Raw genomic sequence first — 23,242 nt, forward strand, 5'->3', positions numbered from 1 at the left:
AAAACATCGTCCTACGAGGCACTGACAATAATAGGTCGTGGGTAGGCCACGGCAGCAGACGCCCATCGCCGCAATGCAGCTCAGCCGGGTGCGGTGACCCATTCGCCGCTTCGCAGCACTGCCTTCAGGTTCAGGTCCTGGTCAAGAACGACGACGTCGGCCTGCATTCCGGCGCGCAGGTCGCCCGCATGCGCCGAGAGACCCAGCAACGATGCCGGGACTGCCGACGCGGAGGTGACGGCATCCCGCAACGGAACTCCGGCAGCAACGCAGGAGCGGATGACGTCCAGCAACGTGCTGGTGCCGCCGGCAATGGCGCCAGTGGCGTCAACCCGGGCTACGCCGCCGGCAACTGTGACGGAGAGGGACCCCAGCCTGTACTGTCCGTCCTCCAGCCCGGTGGCGGCCATCGAATCGGTCACCAGCGTGATGTTGTGCGGCCCCACAAGGTCAAACACCAACTTCACGGTTTCCGGTGCCAGATGCACGCCATCGGCAATCAGCTCCACCACAGCCTGCCCGGCCTTGGCTGCGCTGAGGCTCGCCGATACTGGCCCGGGGGAGCGGTGGTGAAGCGGAGGCATGGCATTGAACAGGTGGGTTACCGTTGGGCGGTTCCTGCCGGTGGAATTGCCGGCCGAGTCCAAAGCCGCGGCCGCGCGCGCCAGGAAGGCTGCCGCCGTCGCATGGTCCGCGGCGGTGTGGCCCAGGGATGGGATGATGCCGCGGGCCGCAAGCTGGGCGGCGAGTTCGGAGGCGCCGGGCAGCTCGGCCGCCAAGGTCATGGAGGCCAGGGTTGGCCCTGCCGCGGCCAGCATGCGGGCCACCACCTCAGGATCCGGTTCCAGGAGCAGGACGGGATCGTGCGCGCCACACTGCTGGCCTGAGAGGAACGGACCTTCCAGGTGCGATCCGGCAATCAGCCCCAGGCCTGCCAGCTCCCGCAGTATCTCCAGGTTCCGGACCAGGTCCCCGGGCTCTCCGGTAACCAGGCTGGCCAGCAGCGTGGTGGTCCCGCGGCTGTGCAGGTAGCGTGCCGCCCGCTCGGCGCCGTCGGGATCGCCCTCCGAGAAATCCGAACCGTAGGCGCCATGGCAGTGCACGTCCACCAGTCCGGGCACCAGGATGCGTCCGCCGGGTGCGTCCGGCGGAAGTACCCCGGGGAAGTCCTGCGCCGGGCCCGCGAAAGTGACCAGGCCGCCGTCGGCCGCCACCACCCCGTCCGCAATATCCAGCGAGGCGGTGACGATGCGGCCGCGAAGAAACAGTTCCTTGCCCATCGTTTACCGTCCTTCGTTCGTCGGTTGGGGCAGCGGCACGGCCGCCACGGCGGCAGCCATGCGGGCGGCCAGTCCGTGGTCCGCGGCGCCGGCGCGGTCCCCGCCCGCCCCGCCCCCTTGCCGGGGCCGCGCCGACGTGTGCACGGCATGGACTCCCGCTTCAAGGAGCGACGGTACCAGCGCCAGGGTGACACCCCCACCGGCCATGATCTGGACCGAGGGAGCACTCCGGCGTCCCTGCCGCACAATCCTGCGCAGCATCTCCAGCCCCGCGGCGCAGTCGGGGGCCCCACCACTGGTGAGGACCCGGTCCACCCCTGCGTGCTCCAGCCGGGAGAGCGCCCCGGCAGGGTCCAGGCCGGCGGCCAGGGCTGCGTCGAACGCGCGGTGGAACGTGACTTCGGCATCCGGCCTCACGGCCCGCGCTGCTGCCACAATGTGCCGGATTGCCTGGACATCCGGGCCGCCGTCGGATGCCAGGACACCAACCACCACGCCCGCGGCTCCGGCACCCAAAGCCGCAGCGGCATCGCGCTCAATGACATCAAGCTCGCCGGGCGAATAGGTGAAGTTGCCCGGCCGCGGACGCACCAGGACATGGACGGGAAGGCCCAGGCCGCACGCCTGCCCGATGGTGCCGATGCTTGGCGTGACGCCCTCTGTCTCCGCCAGGGCGGCGCACAGTTCAACCCGGGCCGCGCCCACGGCGGCGGCCAGCCGGACGCCGTCGGCATTCTCCACGGCCAGCTCAAACTGCGGCGCGGTGCATTCCACGGACACCAGCCCGCGGCTCAGAGTCCCTGCCATGCCGGCTTCCGGCCGAAGGTGTCCTGGTAATACTCGCGGTGGGCGAGCCGGGAGGCTGCGGCCTCGTCCACCAGTACCGAGACGTGCGGGTGCAGCTGGAGGGCCGACGCCGGGCAGATGGCCGCTACGGGACCTTCGACGGCGGCAGCCACAGCCTCTGCCTTGGCCTCCCCCATGGCCAGCAGCAGCAGGTGCCGGGCCTCACGGATGGTTCCCAGGCCCTGGGTCAGCACATGGTCCGGCACCTCCTCCGGTGCATCAAAGAAGCGGGCGTTGTCCAGGCGCGTCTGCCGGGTGAGCGTCTTGATCCGCGTACGGGAGGCCAGCGAGGACATAGGTTCATTGAAGCCCACATGGCCATCCGTCCCGATGCCCAGAATCTGGATATCCACGCCGCCCGCGGCGGCGATCCGGGCCTCGTAAGCGGCGGCCTCCGCCTGCGGATCCCGGGCCATGCCGTCCAGTCCGTGGACCGCGCCGTCGCCGAAGTCCACGCTGGTCGTGAATTCTTCCCGGATGACCGAGTGGTATGACTGCGGATGCCCGGCAGGCAGTCCCACGTACTCGTCCAGCAGGAACGCCTGGGCCTGCGCGAAGCTCAGGCCGCCGCTGCGGTGCCGTTCGATAAGTTCCTGGTAGGTGCCCAGCGGGGTGGACCCGGTGGCCAATCCCAGGACGGACGGGCCGCGGCGGACCTGGTCCTCGATGGCATCAGCGGCCGTGCGGGCCACGTCGTCAGGGGTGGGAAGGATGATGATTTCCATGCGCTCTGGGTGCTTCCGGTTGCAGTTGCGGGAGATGGGGATGAAATAGGTGGCGCTACTTGGCGGCGTCGGTCTCCACGGTGACTTCGTCGTCCTCGCGGCCGGGGGTGCGCAGATTCCAGCGCTTGATGACGAAGGAGAAGAGGAAGTAGTAGATCGCCGCGTAGCCAAGTCCTATGGGGATGAGCAGCCAGCCGTTCTGTGATTTGCCGAAGTTGAGGACAAAGTCGATCAGGCCTGCAGAGAATGTGAACCCGTGATGGATTCCCAGCGCGTTGACCAGGGCCATGGACGTTCCGGTCAGGACGGCGTGGACGATGTAGAGCGGGAAGGCCACGAACATGAAGGAGTACTCAAGCGGTTCGGTGATGCCGGTGAAGAAGGCGGTCAGTGCGGTGGAGAGCATGATGCCGCCGACGATCTTCTTCTGCGAGGGCTTGGCGTGGCGCCAGATGGCAAGCGCTGCTGCAGGCAGGCCGAACATCATGATGGGGAAGAAGCCGGTCATGAAGATGCCTGCGCTGGGGTCTCCGGCGAAGAAGCGGTTGAGGTCACCGCGGACCAGGTGGCCCGAGGCGTCGGTGTAGTCGCCGATGAGGAACCAGACGCCGGAGTTCAGGATGTGGTGCAGTCCCGCGGGGATCAACATGCGGTTGGCGAAGCCGTAGATGCCGCCGCCGGCAACAGCATTGCTGGCCACGGCCTGGCCCACCGCGGAAAGGCCGGCGTTGAAGAGCGGGTAGGCCAAGGCAAGGACGACGCCGGCTACCAGGCTGGAAACGGAGGTCAGGATGGGCACCAGGCGGCGGCCGCTGAAGAATCCAAGGAAGTCCGGCAGTTTTGTGCGGTAGAAGCGCTGCCACAGCGATGCGGAAAGCAGGCCCACCACAATGCCGGCCAGGACGCCGTAATTGATCATCGCCTGCTTGCCGGCCGGGTCAACCTGTCCTGCCAGGACCAGCGGGGACATGGCCTTGAAGACGCCGTCGATCACCATGTAGCCAACGACGGCGGCCAAAGCAGTGGAACCATCGGCCTTCTTGGCCCAGCCGATGGCAATGCCCACCGCAAAAATGAGCGGCAGCCAGGTGAAGACCGCATTGCCGGCTGCGGAGATGACGGCGGCGCCGCCTTCGAATCCAGGAATGGCGCCAAGCAGGTCGGCCTGGCCAATGCGCAGCAGGATGCCTGCGGCGGGAAGAACGGCGATGGGCAGCATCAGGGTGCGGCCAAGGCGCTGCAGTGTGGCAAACGCCTTGTTTGGCTTCTTTTCGGGAGCCAAGGCGGCGGTCTCGGATGTTGACATGGTTGCACCTCTGCGGGTTCGGGTGGGGCTTGTAAAGGAGGGGTTCCAGCCGGTACTGTCTGGTTATGACCAGTTCAGTGTGATTCATCCCACGAGTACCTGTCAAGGCAATGGGAAATCCCGCCGGGCCATTCAAAAGGCCGGTGGTGGAAGCCATAATTGGTCGCACTTGGGCCGCCGGCCCCGGTGAGGAAGCAGTGCTCCCAGCGGGCACCATCAGAAAGGGCAACCATGTCCAAAGCAGAAAAGATCATTGAAGGACTGGGCGGCGCCGGCAACATCGTGGAGATTGAAGCCTGCATTACCCGCCTTCGCACGGAGGTTAAAGATGGTTCCCTCGTGAACGAGGCCTCCTTGAAGGCCGCCGGAGCCCACGGCGTGCTGACCTCCGGCACGGCTGTCCAGGTCATTGTTGGCCCGGAGGCCGACAACCTGGCCGAAGACATCGAGGACCTCCTCTAGTGGGTCAGTCCCTGGTGGTGCTGGCACCCATCGCGGGTACGGTAATTCGCCTTGCCGAAGTCCCGGACCCTGTGTTCGCCGGCCAGATGGTGGGTTCCGGCGCCGCAGTGGAACCGCCGGCGGGCGAGATGTTCGACGTCGTGTCCCCCGTGGCGGGAAAGGTGGTCAAGCTGCTGCCGCACGCCTTTGTTGTGGTTGAGTCCTCGGGGCGCGGCGTCCTCACCCATGTGGGCATCGATACGGTCAAGCTCAAAGGCGAAGGCTTTAAGCTTCTGATTGCCCAAGGCGACACTGTCGACGCCGGCGCTGCCGTCATGCGTGTCGATCCCACCGCCGCCCTTGCGGCAGGTTACTCGATGGTGAGTCCCGTCGTCGTCCTCGATACCAAGCCGGACGTGGCAACGCTTACTGGAGCCGGCACCGTCACCGCCGGCCAGGAGCTGTTCTCGCTGGACTAGGGATTTGCTTCTAGAGCCGGACTTCCATGTTCAGCGAGTAGCGGTCGGAGCGGTACCACGAACGTGAATGTTCGATGGCAAGGGGGCCTGAATAGGACACCCGGTCGAAGGCCAGCACCGGCGCCCCCGTGCCGGTTCCGAGGAGCGCCCCCACATCCGCGGGGGCGCCCTCGGACCGCACGCTCTGCCGTGCCCTGTCGATCTGGTGCCCGAACTGCGCGGCGAGGGCTTTGTAAACCGAGCCGGTCAGGTCGATGTCCAGAAGGCCGCGGGCATGTTCGGGGTTGTACCAGGCGTCATCCACGCTGACCGGCCGGCCGTCTGCCAGGCGGAGGCGCTTCAAGTGGATGGCCTCGGAGCCCGGCGGCAGGCTGAGCGCCTCTGCCGTATCCGTGGGGGCAGCGCCCGCTTCGGCCACCAGCACCACCGTACTGGGCACGTGTCCCATCGCCTCCATTTCCTGCGTGAACGAGGCCAGGTGGAGTGTTGACTGCACTGGGGAATCCGCCACGAAGGTACCCTTCGCCGGAACCCGGACCAGGTGCCCCTCGTTGACCAGGCGGCCGATGGCGGCGCGGACTGTAATGCGGCTGACACCGTAGGAGTCCATGAGCGTCCGCTCGCTGGGAAGCCGGGCGCCGGGCTCCAGTTCCTCTTTGGCGAGCTTGAGTATGATCAACCGCAGCTGCTCGTGCTTGGGGACCTGGGTGTTATTGATGGCCTTGGCCGCCGCTCCGGCGGTGCTCCTTGATGTGGCGGACAATTGAGGCCCCTCCTGCTGCTGGATAAGTCCGGTCCGGACCACCTGCTTGGATTATTCCACAGGCGCGGGCCGCGGGGGGCCGCCCGGCCACCTTTGTTGCCGGGCCGGGCGTTAGCGCACCAGTTCCGCATCGCGGGGCGCGGCAGGCTGCCGCACTGCCCTGGTGCGCAGTGCGAGCATGAGCACCGCACCCAGCAGGGCGGGCGCCGCGAAGGCAATGGCGGCTACGGGGACGCCGCCGCCTAAGCCCACCAGCAGTGCGCCGTAGGTTGGGCCCGCGATGGCTCCGATGCGTCCCACAGCAAGTGCCCAGCCAAGGCCGGTGGCGCGGGTGGCGGCAGGGTAGAACTGGGCGATGTAGTCGTTGATCATGTTCTGCGTGCCCAGGCCGCCGAAACCTGCGACGGCGGCGAGCACCGTCATGAGCGCGGCCGGCGGGTTGGCGGACATCAGGAGCAGGGCTGCCGCTGCACCGGCGAACCCCACCACCACCAGCGGCCCGGGCCCGAACTTCTGGCTGGCCACAGATGCGAGGACGGTGCCGACCACGGCACCCACCGAGTAGGCCAGTAGGAATGACACAGAGGATCCGACGCCGAACCCGGCAGTGCGCATGATCTGCGGCAGCCACGTGCTGACGCCAAAGATGGTCAGCAGGCTCAGGAGAGTGATGCCCCACAGCAGGACTGTGGTCTTGCCGGTGCCGTTGGCGAATAGGGCGCGCGTGGGAGAGACCCGCACGGCTGTGGCCGGGACTTCCGTGGTGCGGGGCAGCCCGTAGGCGGCCTCGATGCTGTCGGCCTCTGCGGTGCGGGACCGGGTCCGCAGGAACGACGGTGACTCCGGCAGCAGGAACCAGGCGAAGGGAACGATCAGCAGCCCTGCGGCACCGATCGCGTACACCGGGCGGAAACCACTGGACTCCAGGACAGCGAGGGACGTCAGCGAAGCGGCAACAGTACCCGTTGCCGGCCCGGTCAGCACCGCACCGAGGACCAGTGACTTCTTCCCGGGCGGAGCGAATTCATTGGTGAGAGCTACCGCCGTCGGCAGCAGGCCGCCCACGCCGAAGCAGGCGATGAAGCGGAACGCTGCGAAGAGCTCCCAGCTGGGTGCCATGGCGCAGGCGAGTATGGCCAGCGAGAACAACGCCAGGGCGGACACAAAGATCCGGCGGCGGCCAAGCCGGTCCGTGAGCGTACCCACGATGAGTGAACCGAGCAGCATCCCCACCAGCGCCAACGAGCCCACCGCGCCTGCCGCGGCGGGCGTGACATTGAAGGGCGGCTGCCCGATAAGGGCGGGGAGGGTGGCGCCGTAGACGTAGAGGTCGTAGCCGTCGGCGAGCAGGCCAAGCCAGCACAGCACGAAGATACCGGCCAGGGATTTGCTGGGGGCATTGGAGTTCATCATTGATTCCAATCGGGTCAAGGGACGCTGGCTGTATGCCTGCGGGACGTCCATCAGCTTGGCCTGCTGCAGCAGCCCTGCGAACGGTCTTTTCACTGGGTGAAAAGCCACTTTGTGGCGGGGCCCACACAGCCCAGGCTTGAAGGACGCAACGGATGGAGGCGGAGATGGCGGGAGCGGGCAGGACGGCAGCCGCCGTGCCCACAGAGGCCGCCGCCGGTCTTCCGGGCACGCCCGTACTGGTGCGGGCTCTGAGCCTGCTTGCCCAGTTTACGGAACAGCGCCGTGCCCTGAATCTGTCCGAACTGTCCCGCCAGGCCGGACTTGCCCCTGCCACGGCCCTGCGGCTGGTGCGGCACCTGACGGAGTGGGGCGCGCTGGAACGCCTCGAGGACGGCCGCTACGTGGTGGGTGTGCGCCTCTGGGAAATTGCCTCGCTCTCGCCGCGGGGCCACGGGGTGCGGCAAATCGCCCTGCCTTACCTTGAGGATCTGTACGAGGTCACCCGGCATCACGTGCTGCTTGCCGTCCGCGAAGGCACGGACGCAGTCCTGATCGATCGGCTCTCTTCCCGGACCGCGACGGAGGTGGCCTACCGGGTTGGCGGACGCATGCCGCTGGGGACCACCGCCGTCGGGCAGGTCCTGCTGGCCCACGCCGCTCCGGAGCTGCTGCAGGAACTGCTTTCGCAGCCGGCGCCCCCAGGGGTGCCGGGCAGTGTTTCGGATGCCGGGAGTCTCCCGGTGGCCCGGCTTCGCGGTGTCCTGGCAAACGTAAGGCAATCCGGGGTCGCAGTGGTTCGGCGGGACCACCCCTCCCGCACTGTCTCCCTCGCCGCACCCATTCATGGGGCTGCCGGCGATGTAGTGGCTGCATTGTCCATTGTGGTCCCGGATGCCCAGACGCCGGCGCATGAGCTGGTGCCGCTGGTCAGGGCCGCCGCGCGGGCCATCTCGCGAAGCCTCGGCCACCAGGCGAAGGCCAGCGGAGCATGGCGGCACCCGCAGCTCCAGGAGCCGGGCCACCCCCCGGCCTGACACTTGGCGTCCTCCCGGCGCTCGCCAGTCCCGCCGGTTTTGAGACCGTTCCGTTATTTGCGTCCCGCCTTTCACCCTTTACGCTTGAAACTACTAAGCATGCTGTCTATTTCGGAGGTTAACCCTGATGCGAAAAGTTTCTGCGCTTGGAGTGGTAACTGCGGCGATGCTGGCCTTGGCCGGCTGTTCGGGAGGAGGCGGCGGAACTGCCAGCCCGTCAGGCACGGCAACGACGTCGGCATCCGCCTCTGCCAGCCAAACCGCCAACGCCAAGGTGTACTCGGAGGACGAGCTCCGCGACCTCATTTCGGGCATGAAGGACGCTGACGGCAACGAACTCAAGCTCTACTCCAAGGAGCAGGTTGACCAGGGCGGAAACATTGCCAACCTGCTCATGAGCACGGCAACCATTGACCCCAAGGACTGCAAGGACATCGCCACCGCCGGCTTGCTGGACAAGGTGGAAAGCGGCGACGTAGCCGTGGCGCTTTCCGAGGGCAACCAGCCGCGCACGCTGTCAGCACAGTCCGGCAGCCAGGGCCCCGACGCCGTCAAGACACTGAGTGACATCAGCGGCAAGATGAACCAGTGCGCCAAATTCTCGGTCTCCGCCCTTGGCCAGAAGTACGACGTTTCCAGCCAGGAGCTGAAGGCGGACACTGACGCTGATGAGACCTTCGCAACCGTCAGCACCCGCAGCGGCGACAACCAGCAGAAGCTGATGCAGGTTTCCGCTGCCCAGGGGCGCCTGTTGGTGGTTGCCACCAAGGGCGGCACCGATCTGGGCGACAAGGACCAGAAGGAGCTTGAGGAGCTCATTAACGACGTGTTGAAGAAGGCCGAAGGCGGCGCAATGTCCAGCCCCACCTCCACCAGCTCGTCCGGTTCTTCCGGCACGTCATCGCCGGGCAGCTCGGCGTCGTCCACTGCCTCGTCCACCTCGTCGGCGACGATGACCTCGGGCAGCGGTTCCTCGTCGTCGGCCTCCCCAACGGCGTCGCGGTAGCGGCACCAACTCCGCAATATTGAAACGGGGCGGGCCAGGACAATTATTGTCCTGGCCCGCCCCGTTCTCTCGTTGCCCGGCGCCCTACTTGGCTTTGCCGCTCAAGCCGACGCTGGCGCTTGTGTTTTCCGGCAACTCGGAGACGACCTCCCGTGTTGGTGCGCCCCGGAACTTCGGTGATGGGTCCTGTCCCGCTGTAAGCCGCTGCAGCTCCTGCCCCTCAAAATCCTCTTCCTTGCCCAGCAGGATCGCAGAGTCGTGGTTGGTGATCTCACCCTTGAAGGCGCGCAGCATGACGCTGTGGTCAAACTGGCCTTCCCACTTCGAGACAACGAAGGTGGCAACACAGTTGCCCAGCAGGTTGACTACGACGCGCATTGAGTCCATGAGCCGGTCTGCGCCAAGGAGCAGTGCCACGCCGGCCACCGGGAAGATACCCAGTGCTGCAGCAGTGGCGGAAAGCGCGAGGAATGAGGAGCCGGGAACCCCCGCCATGCCCTTGGATGTCAGCAGCAGTACGCCAAGGGCGGCCAGCTGTTGGCCAAGGTCAAGGTGGTGGCCGAAGGCCTGGGCCAGGAACAGCAGGGAGATCGAAAGGTAGATCGCGGCGCCATCGAGGTTGAAGGAGTAACCGGTGGGCACCACAAGGCCGGTGGTGGCACGGGAACAGCCCGCGTTGGTCAGTTTGGTCATGATCCTGGGCATCACCGCTTCGGTTGATGCGGTGCCCAGGGCCAGGAGGAACTCCTCCCGCGTGTACTTCAGGAACTGCCAGAGCGGCACCCGGGCAAACCCCCAGGCCACGACGAACAGCAGGCCGATGAAGACCAAAGCGGCGCCGTAGCAGGCTGCGATCAGGACCGCGTAGGTGCTCAGGGTATCCAGCCCGTACTGGCCGATGATGAATGCCATGGCGCCGAAGGCGCCCAGTGGGGCGACCTTCATGATCCATGCCATGATCTTGAAGATCAGTTCCAGGATGGTTTCCATGACGTTGATGACCGGCAGGCACTTTTCACGCCCGATCACTACGATGGCAGCACCAAAAAACACTGAGAAGAAGAGCACTTGCAGGAGGCTGTTGCTGGCAAATGCGCCGATGACGCTGGCCGGGATGATGTCCAGAATGAAGGACGCTGCATCCTTGGGTGCCGCGGACCCGGTCTTTGCGTCCAGGTCTGCCTGGGAGAGCGTCGACGGGTCGATGTTCAGGCCGGCTCCGGGCTGGACGATGTTTCCCACAATGAGTCCGAAGACCAGGGCGAACAGGGTTGCTCCCGTGAAGTAGAGCAGGGCCTTTACCCCAACCCTTCCGACCGCCTTGACGTCGCCTACGGCTGAAATTCCGGTAACGATCACCAGGAAGATCAGCGGCGCGATGATCATTTTGATGAGTTTGATGAAGCCATCTCCGAGCGGCCTCAGTTGTGATCCAAGGTCCGGCCAGAAATGCCCGATGAGGACACCTGCCACGACGGCGATCAGAATCTGGAAGAAGAGCGACTTGTACAGCGGCTTCCTCTTCGCGGGCACCGAACTCGCCTTCAGTGCCTCAGGGTTTGGGATCTTCATTGACCTTTGCCTATCAATCGGGAACAGCCCGTTTTCGGGGCCGTTTCCAACGTAATCCTCGTCACACTAATTCCGCAAGAGGAAAACCAGATTCCGCTATGTGGAATGTTAAATAGTGTTTGTGACTGCGCCCCGTCGAGTCGTGAGCGCAACTCGGCCATCAACTGCTGTGCGGGGACGGAGGCGTCCAGCTTCACGAAGCGCGCGTACTCCGGCAGGTCCCGGTATCCCGACTGGAATGCGGCGAGGTCATCAAGGCTCTCTGAGTCAGTGCCCCGGACAATGATGCGGTGGTGCGCCTCGACGGGGTCGATGTCCAGATGGAAGATGGCGTCCGGTTCCGGCAGGCGGGCCAGCAGCCACGGAAGGAACCGGCCGCGTGGCAATCCGTTGGCGGTCCGCAGTGCCAGCTGGCAGTGGAGGTGCCGGTCCATGATTACCAGGCCGTCGAACCGGCTGGCGCGCAGGTGCGATACCAGTACGTTGCCCACCCGGAGGGCGGTTTCGACGGCGTCGGCCAGTTTGGCGGGCAGGCGCACTCCCAGCCTGGCGGACAGCAGGGACATGACCCGCCGGCCCGCGTGGTTGCTCAGGAGCAGCGCACGGCCGCCCTCCGCCCGCACCGACGACGCCAAGGCGCGGGCCGCCGTCGACTTCCCTGATCCGTCGATACCCGTCAGCACAATGATCATCCGGCCTCCTCCCGCCGCCTTGTTCAACGCCGGGGGAGGGCGCAACGTCCCGGGTGAGCTGCAATTCACAGCTGGGGGACAGAGTCCGGGGCGGCAGGTCAAGGAAGTGAACAGCAAAGCGGGCCGCTAGATGCTGACGGGCCGCCTGATGGTGGAAAAGGACCTACATGATGCCGGTGGGTACCAGCAGGGCCCACGCCAGTGCCGGTGCCACCAGCACCACGCCGCCTGCGTAGAACATCAGCTGCTTGTAGACGCGCTGCCGGTCGTCGTCGCGGGCGTTGGCCACTACGAGTGCTCCGTCCGTGGAGAAGGGGGATACGTCGACGACGGTGGCTGCGATGGCCAGCGCGGCCACGGTTCCGGAGGCGCTGAGCGAGCTGGTGGCCAGGAGTGGGCCGGCCAGCGGGATGAAAGCGGTCAGCAGGGCGGTGGAGGACGCGAAGGCCGAGCCGACACCGATCACGTAGCAGAGGACCAGGGCGATCAGCAGCGGAGCCCCCAGGGCCAGGGCGTGCTCGGCAAGCGTGTCGATGACGCCCACGTGCGCCAGCAGGGATACGTACGTGATCATGCCTGCCACCAGCAGGACGGTGGACCAGGAGATGCCGCCGATGAAGGTCTTGTGTTCCTTGATGTTGATGAACGCGAGCAGGAGGCCGGCGGAGAGGGCCACGAAGCCGATGGGCATGTGGAAGCCGAGGGTGCACACCAGCATTGCCGCGATCAGCGCCAGCGTCAGAATCTGCTGGCCGTGCGGGCGTCCGGCGGAGGAAGTGTCGATGTCCACGTGCAGCCCGCTGGCACCGTCGCGCAGTTTGCCGATCAGGGCGAACAGGACGATGGTCAGCACCGAGAGGATGAGGTTCAGGGCGAAGCTGGCAATGAACAGGCCGCCCTGGGAAATCGGGAAGTCGTTCTTCAGTGCGATGTTGTGGACCAGCACGCCGGCCACTGACAGCGGGGAGAATCCGCCGGCGTGTGCGCCGTTGATGATGAAGGCGCCCATGACCACGGGGTGGATGCGCGATTCGTAAGCGAACCCGATCGCGGCCGGTGCCAGCAGCGCGATGGCGGCCGGGGAGAACGTTCCGAGCGAGGTCAGCGCGGCGGCGACCAGGAAGAACACCCACGGCAGCAGCATCGTCTTGCCGCGGACAATCCGCACACATCCCTTGACGATGATCTCGACGGTGCCGTTGCGCTGGGCCATGCTGAAGAAGTAGGTGACGCCGATGATGGTGAGGACGATGGTGGCCGGGAACTCCTCGAGGATCTGCTTGTCAGACATCCCGAGCATGAAATAGCCGACGCCGAATGACGCGACTAGTCCCATCACCCCGATGTTCAGCGGCCATTTGGTGGCCACGACGAACATCACCACGAGGATCACCAGCGGGATGATCTGGACAGCGGTCATGGTCGGCTCCGGGTCCGTGGCGGCCGCCTGGTTGAACATGCCGCCGGCAACGAGGGCAATCACGCCCAGGATGGCCAGGCCGGCCACCACCCACAGCAGGATACGACGGCGGAGGTTGCCTTCCACTCAACACTGCTGGAAATCGCGCGGGAACGGGCCGGCGACTACCTCCAGACCGTAGGCTGGAAGCCGGTCGGGGGTTCCCCGGCCGGTACAGCAGTTCCCAGGTGAAAGGCAGGACCATGACCGTTTCCAGCGACGATCCCCAGAACACCGCAGACCTCCGCGGGCCGGGCGACCCGGACGGGGCCAAGGACGAAACCAAGGACAACGTCACCAAGGCCCCGCAGTCCGGCCAGCACCTGGAACAGCCGGGAGCATCCAACATCCGCGAGGAACAGCAGGGCCATGCTGCCGGAACGGTCCCGGCATCGTATGTGGGCGGCGAAGAGGCCGACCCGGAACAGAAGCCCGAAGAGGCGCTGGCGGAGCCGGGCACCTGGGATGACGAAGTCTGACAATGATCACCCGCGCTGACATCGACCAGGCCGCGCAGCGGACAGCGGGCCTTGTCCGCAGGACCCCCGTCCTGCAGGCGGATGCGGGCACCGCCGCCGGCCCGGTCTGGTTCAAATGCGAGTTCATGCAGCACACGGGCACGTTCAAGGCCCGGGGCGCGCTGAACCGGATCCTGGCCAGCAAGGAACGGGGTGAACTGCAGGCGGACGTGGGGGTGGTTGTTGCATCCGGCGGGAACGCGGGCCTGGCCAACGCCTATGCGGCGGCCCAGCTCGGGGTGCCTGCAACGGTCTTCGTTCCTGAAGCGGCACCGGCCGTCAAAGTCGGCAAGCTCAGGGCCATCGGTGCCACCGTGGTCCAGGGCGGTTCAGAGTACGCGGCCGCCTACCAGGCCGCCATTGCGCACGCAGAGAAGACCGGCGCCATCTACTGCCATGCCTACGACCAGCCGGAAATTGCCGCCGGCGCCGGGACGGTGGGCTCCGAATTGCTGGAACAGGTGCCGGACGTGGACACCGTCCTGGTGGCCGTGGGCGGTGGCGGCCTGATGGCGGGAGTAGCCGCCGCCGTCGAAGGCTTTGCCAAAGTGGTGGCTGTGGAACCGGAAACTGCGCCCACCCTCCACGCCGCCCTGGCGGCAGGGGAACCGGTGGACGTCCCGGTATCGGGCGTCGCCGCGGACTCCCTGGGTGCCCGTAGCGTTGGTGACATCGGCTTCTCCGTCGCGGTCCGCTGCGGCGTCGGGAGCGTCCTGGTCTCCGATGAACAGATCATCGCCGCCCGCTCCGCGCTGTGGAACGACTACCGGATCGTGGTGGAGCACGGTGCCGCAGCCGCCTACGCCGCGCTCGCCTCCGGCGCCTACGTGCCCGGAAAGGACGAACGCGTTGCCGTCATCCTTTGCGGCGCCAACACGGATCCGGCCACGCTCTAGGCCGGAGACAGAGATAGGCCGGAGACAGAGAAAGGACCGGCCGCCTGTCCCGCAGGCGGCCGGTCCCTTCAGAAGATTGTCTAGCCGCCGGCCTGGCCGCAGAACTTGCTGTAGGTGCTGCCGGCTTCCTGGTAGCCCGACTGCAGATCGGCCAGCTTGTCCTTGTCCGGGTTTTCCTTGGCCTGCTCGTCCGTGTACGCCAGGATCGAGGCCAGGGCGGGCTTGAGATCGTCCGAAGCAACGGCGTGGATGGGTCGGATCTGGTTGGCGAGGTTGTTCATCCCCGTCTTGCCGGCGTTGTTGGCGGGGTTCGACACAACGGCCTGGATCCGCTCGCAGGTTTCAGCGGTGGACAGTTGGTGCGTGGCGGAGCAGGCCGTGGCGGAGGCAACGAGGCCGGCGGCAAACAGGGCTGTGGCGAATTTCTTCATGGGTCCCTCAGTAGTGGTCAGAGGTTTCGATTGTAAGCAGATTGGGTAGGCCGATGCCTTCGCAAGCCCAATACATGCGCTTAAACTGGCAGCACCAATCGTGCGGAGCTTCCGCAGATGGGCCCCGCGCGCATCGACCCAGACTAAGGAACCAGCATGCGCCATCCAGTACGCCACGGTGCCGCCGCAGGGCTCGTGGCCTCTTTTTCATTGCTTCTTCCCACTGCCCTTCCGGCGTCGGCTGCTCCACCGTCCGGGGAGATAGTGCTCGACGGCGCCACCTCCGCCGAAGGCATCGCGGCAGGGGAGGGCAGGACTTTCTATGCAGGGGAACTCACCACGGGCGATATTTTCCGCGGCGACATCCGCAAGGGCACGGCAACCCGCTTCATCGATGCACCGGCCGGCCGCGCCGCCGCCGGGATGAAGGCCGATCCCTGCCACCACCTGCTGTTTGTGGCGGGAGCCAACACCGGCAAGGCATTCGTCTACAACACCGACACGGGCAAGCCGGTTGCCGATATCCGCCTGGCCCAGGGATTCATCAACGACGTCACCCTCACCAGTGACGGGGCCTGGTTCACCAACTCAGCCGCCGCGGAGCTCTACTTCCTGCCGGTCGGCGGGGACGGGGAACTGGGCAAAGTGAAGACCCTCAAGCTCAGTGGCCCGGCGGCGGACGTCAAACAGGGGTTCAACCTCAACGGCATTGCGGCCGTGCGGGACGGCAAAATGCTCATCGTGGCCCACTCCCTCAACGGAGCCCTCTACACGGTGGACCCCAGGACCGGGGATAGCGCTGCGATCAAGGGCGTCAAAGTTCCTTATGTTGACGGCATCCTGGTGCGCGGCGACAACCTTTGGGCCGTCCAGAACCAGCTGAACCAGATAGCGCGCATCGACCTCTCCGGCGACCTGGCTTCCGGCGAGGTACGGGACACGATCAAGAGCAGCGACTTCAATGTGCCTACAACGGTCGCCTTGTTCGGGAATACGCTCGCCGCGGTCAACGCCCAGTTCAACCAGCCGCCCAGCCCGTTCGAAGTGGTGCTGGTACCGGCCTGGAACCGTTAAACACAGAACTGGCTGGCAGTAGGCACTGCCAGCCAGTTGTCGGACGGGACGAATCAGAGAGTCCGAGTAGCCTTTTCCAGGTTGTCCTTCAGCTCAACGGCGTTCTGCCTCTTCACGTAGGCAGGACGGTCCCGCTCCACGCGCCAGCTCTCGGACAGCGGCCCCACGTTAACCGTGTCGAAACCGAATTCGTCGTACAGCCGGGTCACCAGGTCCGCGGCTTCCTGGTAGTCGCTGGCGGTGGCCAGGGCGCGCCGGTTTTCCGTGCCGTCCGGAGTTCCGTCCGTGGTGATGTCCTTTGCCATGATGTGGTTGAAGCCCTTGGCCACCTTTGACTGCGGGAGGTGCTCCTGCAGCAGACCGGAGGTGGTGGCTTCGCCGTTGTCCAGGGCGGGGATCCTGCCGTCCCGCTCCCAGTAGTAGTTGTTGGTATCGATCACGATCTTGCCGGCCAGCGGCTCCACCGGGATGTCCTTGTAGTTCTTCAGCGGCACCGTGACCACGGCGAAGTCGCCGGCCGCTGCTGCTTCAGCCGGCGTGGCGGCCCGCGCCCTGGGGCCAAGTTCCGAAACCAGCTCCTGGAGGGTTTCGGGCCCACGGGAGTTGCTGATGACTACGTCGTAGCCCAGCTCCACGGCCTTCCGTGCAACCTGGCTGCCAATATGTCCTGCACCGATGATTCCGATTGTTGTCATATGGGCGGCAACGCAGGTCCCCGCGCAGATATTTCAGCGGCCTGCAGGGAATAAAAAGCCGGTAAGCCGCCTACTTTCCCAGGTACCGGCCCGGCCGGTGGTTCAGGGCGAGGACCAGGTTCAGGAGGGTGGCGCCGGCCGCGGACAGCAGCACCATCAGGGGCGGAACGAGTGCCAGGGCCGCCAGGACGATGGCCACGTCCAGCACCATCTGCACGTACCCTGCGCGCCATTTCAGCTTTTCCTGCAGCAGCAGGGCCAGGATGTTGAAGCCGCCCAGGCTTGACTGGTGCCGGAACAGGATCAGGAGGCCGACGCCGGCGAGCAGGTTTCCGCCCAGCACGCCATACACGGGGTCAATGTGCAGGGACCCCAGGGCCGCCGGGTGCAGGCTGGCCATCACGGACACCAGGGAGATCGCGGCGCCGGTGCGGAGGGCGAAGTTCCAGCCCTTCTTCCACACTGCCAGGGCGAAGAACGGCAGGTTCACTGCGAAGAAGATGACGCCAAACGGCAGTGCGACCGAATAGCTGAGCAGCAGTGCGAGGCCGGCGGTGCCGCCCGTCACGGCCCCGCTCGACTTGAGCAGGAACAGCCCCAGCGACGCCGCGAAGGTGCCGGTCAGGATGCCCAGGACGTCCTCAACCACGGAATGACGGACGGCCGACGGCGGCGCTGAAGGTGCCGCCGTCGGCCCTTCCATGTGCCGGGCTGGGGCAGGGGTTGCGGCAGCCGGTGTTTCTGTTGTGGTGCTCACTGGGCCGCGGCCGCCTCACGCAGGAACCGCCCGCGGTTGGCCAGGACAGCAAGGACCCTGTCGTTGGTGGCCCGGTCCGCCAGCGTGATGCGGACCCCGTCCACGGCGTAGCCGCGCACCAGGATGTCGGCGTCGGCCAACGCGTCCAGGAGCTGCACACGCAAATCATCGTCGGCACGCAGCCAGTAGAAGTTGGCCTGGCTGTCCGGCACATCCCAGCCATAGTCCCGTAGCGCGCCGATGACCCGGGTGCGTTCCCGGGCCACCGCCTCGGTCCGCTCAAGAATTTCGTCCCCGGCGGCCAGCGAAGCAACCGCGGCCGCCTGCGCCATCCTGTTCACGCCGAAGGGGACGGCCGTCCGGCGGAGGCCCTCAGCAATTTCCGGCCGGGCAATGGCGTATCCGATCCGCAGGCCCGCCAGCCCGTATGCCTTGGAGAAGGTGCGCAGAATGCACAGGTTGGGGTGGCGGCGGTAGAAATCGAGCGAGTCGACGCCTGGTCCGCGCTGGAATTCGACGTAGGCCTCGTCCAGTACCACCAGCACCCGCGGCGGAACGGAGCGGAGGAACTCCTCAAGGTCCGCGGGGCTGATGGACACACCCGTGGGGTTGTTGGGCGAGCACAGGATGACCAGGCGAGTGCGGTCCGTGATCGCGGCGGCCATGGAGTGGAGATCGTGCTGCTCGGTGGCCAGCAGCGGCACGGGGACCGAAACGGCGCCCGCCACTGCCACCAGGATGGGGTAGGCCTCGAAGGAGCGCCACGCGTACACCACTTCGTCGCCGTGGCCGCAGACTGCGGAAATGATCTGCTGCAGGACGCCGGAGCTCCCCGGTCCGGCGGCGACTTCCCCGGCGCTGACGCCGAACTGCTGGGCAATGGCGTCCCGCGCCTCCACCGCACCCATGCTTGGGTAACGGTGGATCCTGCCCGCCTCGGCCGACATTGCCTCAATGACGGACGGCAGGGGAGCAAAGTGGCTTTCATTCGAGGCCAGGGCGGCGGTCAGGTCAGACTGCGCGCTCTTGCCGGCCACGTAGGCGGGAAGTTGGGCGACGGCGGTACGGACCTCGGGTGCCTGGGTTTCGGGAAGGGTGCTGGTCATGGAGAGCATGCTCCCGGAGCGCAGGACGTTTGCGCAACACAACTGTGTGCAGGAGGACAGATCCGGTGCTCAGGGACTGCAGGGGTGGCAAAATGCTCAGTATGCACCGCATTGATGCCCTTGACGCTGAGATCCTCCTCACACTTGACCGGGATCCGCAGGCCACGGTCCTGTCCCTCTCCAGGACGCTGGGCGTTGCCCGCAATACGGTGCACGCCCGGCTCCGCCGGCTTGTCAACGACGGCAGCCTGGCGCCCTTCAGCCAGCGGGTGCGAACGGAAGCGCTGGGCCTGCCGCTGATTGCCTTCATCTCGATCTCCATCAGCCAGTCCGCCAGCGACATTGCCGTGGCGGCGCTGCAGACCATTCCGGAAATCATCGAGATGCATGCCACCACCGGGGACGCGGACCTGCTCGCCAAGGTGGCCGCAAGGGACCCCGCCGACCTGCACAGGATCACCAACGCGATGCTGGCGATTGACGGCGTCGTCCGCACCAGCACGGCCATGTCCCTGGTGGAAGTCATGCCCACCCGCACCCTGCCGCTGCTGCAGGCGGCGACGGGGAAGCAGTGAATCCAACGAGATGGGAAGCAAACGCAATGAAACAAAATCTCCCAATTACTTACGTCACACTATTGACCATATTTGTCATGCGCTGATAAACCTAAAGGGCAGAAAGCGTTTCCCCGCAGCTTCCATCCCTCCTCCACATCACTCGGGAGGGAGATCCTTGGCGTGAATGAAACGTTCCAAACTGACGTGCGGCAGACTCAGCTGCCGCCGCATCAAAGGAGATGTTCTTTTGGCACAACCCTCAATGTGTTCCCCGCAATCCCCAGCGGGCAGGGCCTGGAAGGCCGCGCCGGCCGCAGCGGCGGCAACGCTCGCCGCAGCACTGGCCTTCACTGGCGTCCCGCTTGCTGCTGCTGATCCCGGCCAGGCCGGGCCGGCCGCCCAGGCCAGCCCCGCCGCCCCGGCACCGTCCGGGCCCACCCGCCAGGTGGAAACCCTGGACCGTGCCCCCGTGGCTGTGCTCACGGACCGGGGCGTCACCCTGGGTTGGCGGATGCTCGGCCTGGACAAGGACAGCGTGGGCTTCCACGTCATCCGTGACGGCGTCCAGATCACCGACGAGCCCATCCGCAGCACCACCACCTATGTGGATCCTGCGGGAACGGCGGCCTCGAAGTACGTCATCAAGACGGTCGGGAACGGCAACGGGCAGGACAAGCTCAGTGCCGAATTCAGTCCGCTGGCGCAGAACTACCTGCCCATCAAACTGGACAAGCCCGCCGACGGCGTCAGCAGGGACGGCAAGCCGTACACCTATACGGCCAACGATTCGAGTGTGGCGGACCTGGACGGCGATGGGGCCTACGAAATCATCCAGCTCTGGAACCCGTCCAACGCCCAGGACAACTCCAAGTCCGGCTACACCGGCAATGTGTACGTGGACGCCTACAAGATGGACGGCACCAAGCTTTGGCGAATCGACCTTGGCCGCAACATCCGTGCCGGCGCCCATTACACCCAGATGCTGACCTATGACTTCGACGGCGACGGCACAGGCGAAGTGGCCTTCAAAACTGCGGACGGCACCACCGATGCGGCAGGGACCGTCATTGGCGATGCTGCGGCTGACTACCGCAACAGCGCCGGCTACGTCCTGTCAGGGCCGGAATTCCTCACTGTGTTCAACGGTGCCAGCGGCACCATTATGGATACGGTTCCCTATGATCCGCCGCGCGGGAGCGTAGCCGCCTGGGGTGATAGTTACGGCAACCGCGTGGACCGTTTCCTTGCCGGAGTGGCGTACCTCGATGGTGAGCACCCGTCCATGATGTTCAGCCGCGGCTACTACACCCGCACGGTCCTGGTCACCTACGACCTGGTCAACGGCAAACTGGTCAAGCGGTGGAAGTTCGATTCCGACGTGGCCGGGGCCGAATACAAGGGCCAGGGCAATCACAACCTGTCTGTGGCGGACGTGGACCAGGATGGCAAGGATGAGTTCGTCTTCGGCTCCATGACGATCGACGACGACGGCACGCCGCTGTACAACACCAAGCTGGGCCACGGCGACGCCATCCACACCGGCGACCTTGACCCCTCGCGGCCGGGCTTTGAGACGTTCGCCGTACACGAGAGCATGTCCGCGAGCGGCAATCGCGGTGCCACCTTCCGCGACTCCGCCACCGGTGAAGTGCTCTGGAGCATTCCCGCTGTCAAGGACACCGGCCGAGGCGCCACCGGCGACATCGACCCCCGGTTCCCAGGCTCGGAAAGCTGGGCCGTGGGCGGTGACGCTGCCTGGAACTCACCGGCGGGGTTCCTGATGTCGGCCAAGGGCGAGCGGGTTTCGGACAAGATCCCGGCGGCCAACTTCATGGCCTGGTGGGACGGCGACCTGCTGCGGGAAATCGTTGACCACGACTTCAATGCCGAGGCAGGCGTGGGCGTACCCACCATCTCCAAGTGGAACTGGGAAACCGAAACCAGCGACCGGCTCCTGACAGCCACCGGCGCTAGGACCAACAACGGCACCAAGGGCAACCCGTCACTGCAGGCCGACTTGCTGGGTGACTGGCGCGAGGAACTGGTGTTCCCCTCCGCCGACAGCACCGAGCTGCGGATCTACACCACCACCTCTCCCACCGAGGTCCGGCTCCGCACCCTGATGCACGACCCCATGTACCGGACCGGCGTGGCCCGCGAGACGGTCGGCTACAACCAGCCTCCGCACCCCAGCTTCTTCATCGGTGAGGGCATGCAGACGCCGGCCTCACCGGCTGTCTTCTACGCAGGCAAGGCCAGGTAAGCCGCCGGACTCCGGCGAAGTCATCATGCAGATGCAGCCTGATTAAGGGCTATATGGAGGATCGGGAAGGGCGCGCTCAGCTACTCGGGGCGCGCCTTTTTCATGTCGTCGATCGGGAGGCCAGAGCCCAAAGATTTGGCGCTGCCATAGGTGCGGAGGGGTGCTGTGGGACGACGACGGGCCCCCGTTCCGACGCAGTGCGCTGGAACGCGGCGCGTGCTTAAGCGTCTGCCCGTCTGGCGGCGGGGGGCGCAGTTGTTCCCGGCTCGCGGCAAGGCGGCCACGGCGGGGCACCAATAGCCGCCGGAATGCTTCACGCTAGTGAGGATTCTTCATCTCGTCGACAAACTCCTGCGCTATCTGCGACATCAGGGTCAGTGCCTCTTCCTCAGTTATCGCCGCACCTGTGTTGGCACCCATGTCCAGAGACACCGTTCCGGCAAGGACGCGGAGCCCCGACCCCAACAGCGTTGCCGTCGAAGGATTCCTTGGTCAGGTACGCCTTCTCACCAATGTCCGGACCAGGGAGAAGTTGAATGGTGAACCTCTGGGGTCCATTGGCTGAGGAAAGTGTCTGGTCAAACATGGCGCAGCGAGCCATCAGCTCCGGGCTGTAGTCAAAGTCCGCTTTGGCGAGCGTCTCCCGAGGCGCGCTCCGCACATCAAAGAGAACCATGCCCATGCCTCGATTGCCGGCGTTGAAGATCTCGGCCAGCGCGAAGCCCATGGAGGGATCCAATTGCGCCTCGTGCTGCCACGACCTGTGGAAGACGTTGCATTCACCTGGCTCGGTCGGACCGAGGATCGGCGGAGTCGATCCAGACGCCGGTGGTTGGGTGATCAAGGCATAGGACTTGCGGACCATGGCTGTGTCTTCGGCCCTTCCGCCGTAAGGCTCCAGCACTTTGCTGCTGGCTTCTGGATGCATCGGGGTCCTCCTCCTGTTGGTTTCCGTCCCAGAGCTTGTTGGGGCGGGCAGGGGCTGTCTCAGAAGTCGATCCCCTTGACCAAGGTGACGAACTGTTCCTTAACCTGCTCTTCGGTGGGTCCAGCTGGTGAGATCAGGATCTCTGCGACGAATATGGCCATGTTCTGGCCGCGGGCCACCATCAGTGACATGTAGGTAACCGGTACATCACTTGGCGGCCGGAGAGCCTTGGGTCCGCCCGGGTCTGATCGGATTAGCAGGATTGCTTTGTCTCCAACGCCTTCGATGCTTTGGCCATCAGGCGGCATAGGCCCCGAGAGCGCGGACGCACCGCCTTGATGGAGCTCGATGGCGAATTTGAGCGAGTCCGCCCCGGGCGTACCCAGAGCACCAAATTGGTACCGACAGTTACCCTCACCCGGGAGAACCTGCGCCTGCGTTGTGGTGCCAAAGGCCTGCTTGAGCGCGTCTACGCTTACCAAGGCACATACGGGATTGTTCGTCTCAGTCTGGGGACCGACGGGCGGGGCGGGCGGTACACGGAGTTCAGCCCCGTTGCCCCACCCGCCCTCGACAAGGGCCTGGGCAAGTGCGCGCGCCGCGGCGTCGCCGTCCGGTCCCGGGGTGTCCGGTGACATTGGCGGCATGGCCACGATCCGCAGGTCGAGCGACTCGTTGCCGCGGACAGCCTTGAGCACCGTGTTTGCCGACGCCCCGCCGGACTCGCCGCGGAACCAGCCCGACCACTGCATGCATGCGAAATCACCGATGCCCTCAATGACCGAGCAGTCCGGTGTCTTTTTCGTTTCGGCGATCTCCGCCGCCGACGCGGGTGAGGTCAGTGAAACGGTGAGCGCAAGGACCTTCTCCGCCTTGCTCATGTAACTGCACACATACCCCTGGCTCCCCGCCGGTTTGCCCCCTGGGCCCATTTGGGCCAAACCAGGATCGATCTTTACGGCGATCTCGGGTGTGATCAGGTCACAGGCCGGACTGCCCGA

Annotated in this window: 24 protein-coding genes; 9 read left to right on the forward strand and 15 right to left on the reverse strand. The window is 65.7% G+C overall.

The features are described 5' to 3' along the window. Positions 1 to 80: 80 nt before the first annotated feature. From AC3ANU_RS04715 to AC3ANU_RS04730, 4 genes are read right to left on the reverse strand one after another with little or no spacing between them, the layout of a single operon-like run. Positions 81 to 1,280 carry an N-acetylglucosamine-6-phosphate deacetylase gene (locus AC3ANU_RS04715; protein ID WP_488315546.1) on the reverse strand — a complete coding sequence of 400 codons (1,200 nt, stop codon included), beginning with the start codon at positions 1,278 to 1,280 and terminating at the stop codon, positions 81 to 83. A 3-nt stretch (positions 1,281 to 1,283) separates the two neighbouring features. After that, positions 1,284 to 2,087 carry a copper homeostasis protein CutC gene (locus AC3ANU_RS04720; RefSeq protein WP_488315547.1) on the reverse strand — a complete coding sequence of 268 codons (804 nt, stop codon included), beginning with the start codon at positions 2,085 to 2,087 and terminating at the stop codon, positions 1,284 to 1,286. After that, positions 2,072 to 2,851: a glucosamine-6-phosphate deaminase gene (gene nagB, locus AC3ANU_RS04725; RefSeq protein WP_268002043.1), complete on the reverse strand. Its 780-nt coding sequence runs from the start codon at positions 2,849 to 2,851 to the stop codon at positions 2,072 to 2,074. Before nagB ends, AC3ANU_RS04720 begins: the two co-directional genes overlap by 16 nt. A 55-nt stretch (positions 2,852 to 2,906) precedes the next feature. Then, positions 2,907 to 4,157: a PTS transporter subunit EIIC gene (locus AC3ANU_RS04730; RefSeq protein ID WP_018770723.1), complete on the reverse strand. Its 1,251-nt coding sequence runs from the start codon at positions 4,155 to 4,157 to the stop codon at positions 2,907 to 2,909. Between the two features lie 231 nt (positions 4,158 to 4,388). Here AC3ANU_RS04730 and AC3ANU_RS04735 point away from each other — a divergent pair, with 231 nt between their 5' ends. Further along, positions 4,389 to 4,619, forward strand: coding sequence for a PTS sugar transporter subunit IIB (locus AC3ANU_RS04735; protein ID WP_018770722.1), 231 nt, complete (start codon positions 4,389 to 4,391; stop codon positions 4,617 to 4,619). After that, on the forward strand, positions 4,619 to 5,077 hold the full coding sequence (locus AC3ANU_RS04740) for a PTS sugar transporter subunit IIA (protein WP_018770721.1): 459 nt from the start codon (positions 4,619 to 4,621) through the stop codon (positions 5,075 to 5,077). Before AC3ANU_RS04735 ends, AC3ANU_RS04740 begins: the two co-directional genes overlap by 1 nt. A 10-nt stretch (positions 5,078 to 5,087) precedes the next feature. Here AC3ANU_RS04740 and AC3ANU_RS04745 read toward each other — a convergent pair whose 3' ends face one another. Both AC3ANU_RS04745 and AC3ANU_RS04750 read right to left on the reverse strand, forming a co-directional pair. After that, on the reverse strand, positions 5,088 to 5,840 hold the full coding sequence (locus AC3ANU_RS04745; protein WP_478222836.1) for a GntR family transcriptional regulator: 753 nt from the start codon (positions 5,838 to 5,840) through the stop codon (positions 5,088 to 5,090). Between the two features lie 111 nt (positions 5,841 to 5,951). Continuing rightward, positions 5,952 to 7,346 carry an MFS transporter gene (locus AC3ANU_RS04750; RefSeq protein WP_478222837.1) on the reverse strand — a complete coding sequence of 465 codons (1,395 nt, stop codon included), beginning with the start codon at positions 7,344 to 7,346 and terminating at the stop codon, positions 5,952 to 5,954. Positions 7,347 to 7,405: 59 nt separating this feature from the next. Here AC3ANU_RS04750 and AC3ANU_RS04755 point away from each other — a divergent pair, with 59 nt between their 5' ends. After that, positions 7,406 to 8,287: an IclR family transcriptional regulator gene (locus tag AC3ANU_RS04755; protein ID WP_488315548.1), complete on the forward strand. Its 882-nt coding sequence runs from the start codon at positions 7,406 to 7,408 to the stop codon at positions 8,285 to 8,287. A 127-nt stretch (positions 8,288 to 8,414) separates the two neighbouring features. After that, the gene (locus AC3ANU_RS04760) at positions 8,415 to 9,293 is read left to right on the forward strand and encodes a hypothetical protein (protein ID WP_488315549.1); all 879 of its coding nucleotides are present in this window, start codon (positions 8,415 to 8,417) and stop codon (positions 9,291 to 9,293) included. Between the two features lie 84 nt (positions 9,294 to 9,377). Here the strand turns inward: AC3ANU_RS04760 and AC3ANU_RS04765 are convergent, their stop codons facing one another. From AC3ANU_RS04765 to AC3ANU_RS04775, 3 genes are all read right to left on the reverse strand, one after another. Next, on the reverse strand, positions 9,378 to 10,865 hold the full coding sequence (locus AC3ANU_RS04765) for a cation:dicarboxylate symporter family transporter (protein ID WP_488315550.1): 1,488 nt from the start codon (positions 10,863 to 10,865) through the stop codon (positions 9,378 to 9,380). Beyond that, complete coding sequence (locus AC3ANU_RS04770; protein ID WP_488315551.1) at positions 10,862 to 11,557, reverse strand: dTMP kinase; 696 nt, start codon at positions 11,555 to 11,557, stop codon at positions 10,862 to 10,864. Before AC3ANU_RS04770 ends, AC3ANU_RS04765 begins: the two co-directional genes overlap by 4 nt. Before the next feature lie 163 nt (positions 11,558 to 11,720). Then, on the reverse strand, positions 11,721 to 13,103 hold the full coding sequence (locus tag AC3ANU_RS04775; protein ID WP_478222840.1) for an SLC13 family permease: 1,383 nt from the start codon (positions 13,101 to 13,103) through the stop codon (positions 11,721 to 11,723). 116 nt (positions 13,104 to 13,219) lie between these two features. On the opposite strand from AC3ANU_RS04775, the gene AC3ANU_RS04780 reads away from it, so the two are divergent. Both AC3ANU_RS04780 and AC3ANU_RS04785 read left to right on the forward strand, forming a co-directional pair. Then, on the forward strand, positions 13,220 to 13,495 hold the full coding sequence (locus AC3ANU_RS04780) for a hypothetical protein (protein ID WP_488315552.1): 276 nt from the start codon (positions 13,220 to 13,222) through the stop codon (positions 13,493 to 13,495). Between the two features lie 2 nt (positions 13,496 to 13,497). Further along, positions 13,498 to 14,430, forward strand: coding sequence for a threonine/serine dehydratase (locus AC3ANU_RS04785; protein ID WP_478222841.1), 933 nt, complete (start codon positions 13,498 to 13,500; stop codon positions 14,428 to 14,430). A gap of 80 nt (positions 14,431 to 14,510) precedes the next feature. Here the strand turns inward: AC3ANU_RS04785 and AC3ANU_RS04790 are convergent, their stop codons facing one another. Further along, positions 14,511 to 14,861: a hypothetical protein gene (locus AC3ANU_RS04790; protein WP_018770711.1), complete on the reverse strand. Its 351-nt coding sequence runs from the start codon at positions 14,859 to 14,861 to the stop codon at positions 14,511 to 14,513. Between the two features lie 156 nt (positions 14,862 to 15,017). Here AC3ANU_RS04790 and AC3ANU_RS04795 point away from each other — a divergent pair, with 156 nt between their 5' ends. Beyond that, on the forward strand, positions 15,018 to 15,935 hold the full coding sequence (locus AC3ANU_RS04795) for an SMP-30/gluconolactonase/LRE family protein (RefSeq protein ID WP_488315553.1): 918 nt from the start codon (positions 15,018 to 15,020) through the stop codon (positions 15,933 to 15,935). A gap of 53 nt (positions 15,936 to 15,988) precedes the next feature. On the opposite strand, the gene AC3ANU_RS04800 is transcribed toward AC3ANU_RS04795, so the two are convergent. The 3 genes from AC3ANU_RS04800 to hisC all read right to left on the reverse strand — a co-directional run bounded on the left by AC3ANU_RS04800 (position 15,989) and on the right by hisC (position 18,502). Further along, entirely contained in the window at positions 15,989 to 16,630 is a 642-nt protein-coding gene (locus AC3ANU_RS04800; RefSeq protein ID WP_056391642.1) for an NADPH-dependent F420 reductase, read from the reverse strand. A 70-nt stretch (positions 16,631 to 16,700) separates the two neighbouring features. After that, positions 16,701 to 17,333, reverse strand: coding sequence for a YitT family protein (locus AC3ANU_RS04805; protein ID WP_018770708.1), 633 nt, complete (start codon positions 17,331 to 17,333; stop codon positions 16,701 to 16,703). Between the two features lie 50 nt (positions 17,334 to 17,383). Then, the gene (gene hisC / locus AC3ANU_RS04810) at positions 17,384 to 18,502 is read right to left on the reverse strand and encodes a histidinol-phosphate transaminase (RefSeq protein ID WP_478222843.1); all 1,119 of its coding nucleotides are present in this window, start codon (positions 18,500 to 18,502) and stop codon (positions 17,384 to 17,386) included. A 92-nt stretch (positions 18,503 to 18,594) separates the two neighbouring features. Between hisC and AC3ANU_RS04815 the strand changes: the two genes are divergently transcribed. Further along, on the forward strand, positions 18,595 to 19,068 hold the full coding sequence (locus AC3ANU_RS04815; protein WP_018770706.1) for an Lrp/AsnC family transcriptional regulator: 474 nt from the start codon (positions 18,595 to 18,597) through the stop codon (positions 19,066 to 19,068). A 244-nt stretch (positions 19,069 to 19,312) separates the two neighbouring features. After that, entirely contained in the window at positions 19,313 to 21,313 is a 2,001-nt protein-coding gene (locus AC3ANU_RS04820; protein WP_478223406.1) for a rhamnogalacturonan lyase, read from the forward strand. Between the two features lie 388 nt (positions 21,314 to 21,701). Here the strand turns inward: AC3ANU_RS04820 and AC3ANU_RS04825 are convergent, their stop codons facing one another. Continuing rightward, complete coding sequence (locus AC3ANU_RS04825; RefSeq protein WP_134165512.1) at positions 21,702 to 22,241, reverse strand: hypothetical protein; 540 nt, start codon at positions 22,239 to 22,241, stop codon at positions 21,702 to 21,704. A gap of 59 nt (positions 22,242 to 22,300) precedes the next feature. Continuing rightward, positions 22,301 to 23,122, reverse strand: a complete 822-nt coding sequence (locus tag AC3ANU_RS04830; protein WP_224084126.1) for a hypothetical protein — start codon at positions 23,120 to 23,122, stop codon at positions 22,301 to 22,303. Positions 23,123 to 23,242: the final 120 nt, after the last annotated feature.

The organism is Arthrobacter sp. SDR-2R, assembly GCF_057747955.1.

Excerpts from the sequence above, each read along its gene's own strand:
- AC3ANU_RS04825 (WP_134165512.1), bottom strand. The coding sequence starts at position 22,241 with ATGCATCCAGAAGCCAGCAGCAAAGTGCTGGAGCCTTACGGCGGAAGG.
- AC3ANU_RS04735 (WP_018770722.1), top strand. The coding sequence starts at position 4,389 with ATGTCCAAAGCAGAAAAGATCATTGAAGGACTGGGCGGCGCCGGCAAC.
- AC3ANU_RS04815 (WP_018770706.1), top strand. The coding sequence starts at position 18,595 with ATGCACCGCATTGATGCCCTTGACGCTGAGATCCTCCTCACACTTGAC.
- AC3ANU_RS04820 (WP_478223406.1), top strand. The coding sequence starts at position 19,313 with ATGTGTTCCCCGCAATCCCCAGCGGGCAGGGCCTGGAAGGCCGCGCCG.
- AC3ANU_RS04755 (WP_488315548.1), top strand. The coding sequence starts at position 7,406 with ATGGAGGCGGAGATGGCGGGAGCGGGCAGGACGGCAGCCGCCGTGCCC.
- AC3ANU_RS04780 (WP_488315552.1), top strand. The coding sequence starts at position 13,220 with ATGACCGTTTCCAGCGACGATCCCCAGAACACCGCAGACCTCCGCGGG.
- AC3ANU_RS04765 (WP_488315550.1), bottom strand. The coding sequence starts at position 10,865 with ATGAAGATCCCAAACCCTGAGGCACTGAAGGCGAGTTCGGTGCCCGCG.
- AC3ANU_RS04785 (WP_478222841.1), top strand. The coding sequence starts at position 13,498 with ATGATCACCCGCGCTGACATCGACCAGGCCGCGCAGCGGACAGCGGGC.
- nagB (WP_268002043.1), bottom strand. The coding sequence starts at position 2,851 with ATGGAAATCATCATCCTTCCCACCCCTGACGACGTGGCCCGCACGGCC.
- AC3ANU_RS04715 (WP_488315546.1), bottom strand. The coding sequence starts at position 1,280 with ATGGGCAAGGAACTGTTTCTTCGCGGCCGCATCGTCACCGCCTCGCTG.
- AC3ANU_RS04770 (WP_488315551.1), bottom strand. The coding sequence starts at position 11,557 with ATGATCATTGTGCTGACGGGTATCGACGGATCAGGGAAGTCGACGGCG.
- AC3ANU_RS04800 (WP_056391642.1), bottom strand. The coding sequence starts at position 16,630 with ATGACAACAATCGGAATCATCGGTGCAGGACATATTGGCAGCCAGGTT.
- AC3ANU_RS04805 (WP_018770708.1), bottom strand. The coding sequence starts at position 17,333 with ATGGAAGGGCCGACGGCGGCACCTTCAGCGCCGCCGTCGGCCGTCCGT.
- AC3ANU_RS04720 (WP_488315547.1), bottom strand. The coding sequence starts at position 2,087 with ATGGCAGGGACTCTGAGCCGCGGGCTGGTGTCCGTGGAATGCACCGCG.
- hisC (WP_478222843.1), bottom strand. The coding sequence starts at position 18,502 with ATGCTCTCCATGACCAGCACCCTTCCCGAAACCCAGGCACCCGAGGTC.
- AC3ANU_RS04790 (WP_018770711.1), bottom strand. The coding sequence starts at position 14,861 with ATGAAGAAATTCGCCACAGCCCTGTTTGCCGCCGGCCTCGTTGCCTCC.
- AC3ANU_RS04830 (WP_224084126.1), bottom strand. The coding sequence starts at position 23,122 with ATGAGCAAGGCGGAGAAGGTCCTTGCGCTCACCGTTTCACTGACCTCA.
- AC3ANU_RS04795 (WP_488315553.1), top strand. The coding sequence starts at position 15,018 with ATGCGCCATCCAGTACGCCACGGTGCCGCCGCAGGGCTCGTGGCCTCT.
- AC3ANU_RS04730 (WP_018770723.1), bottom strand. The coding sequence starts at position 4,157 with ATGTCAACATCCGAGACCGCCGCCTTGGCTCCCGAAAAGAAGCCAAAC.
- AC3ANU_RS04760 (WP_488315549.1), top strand. The coding sequence starts at position 8,415 with ATGCGAAAAGTTTCTGCGCTTGGAGTGGTAACTGCGGCGATGCTGGCC.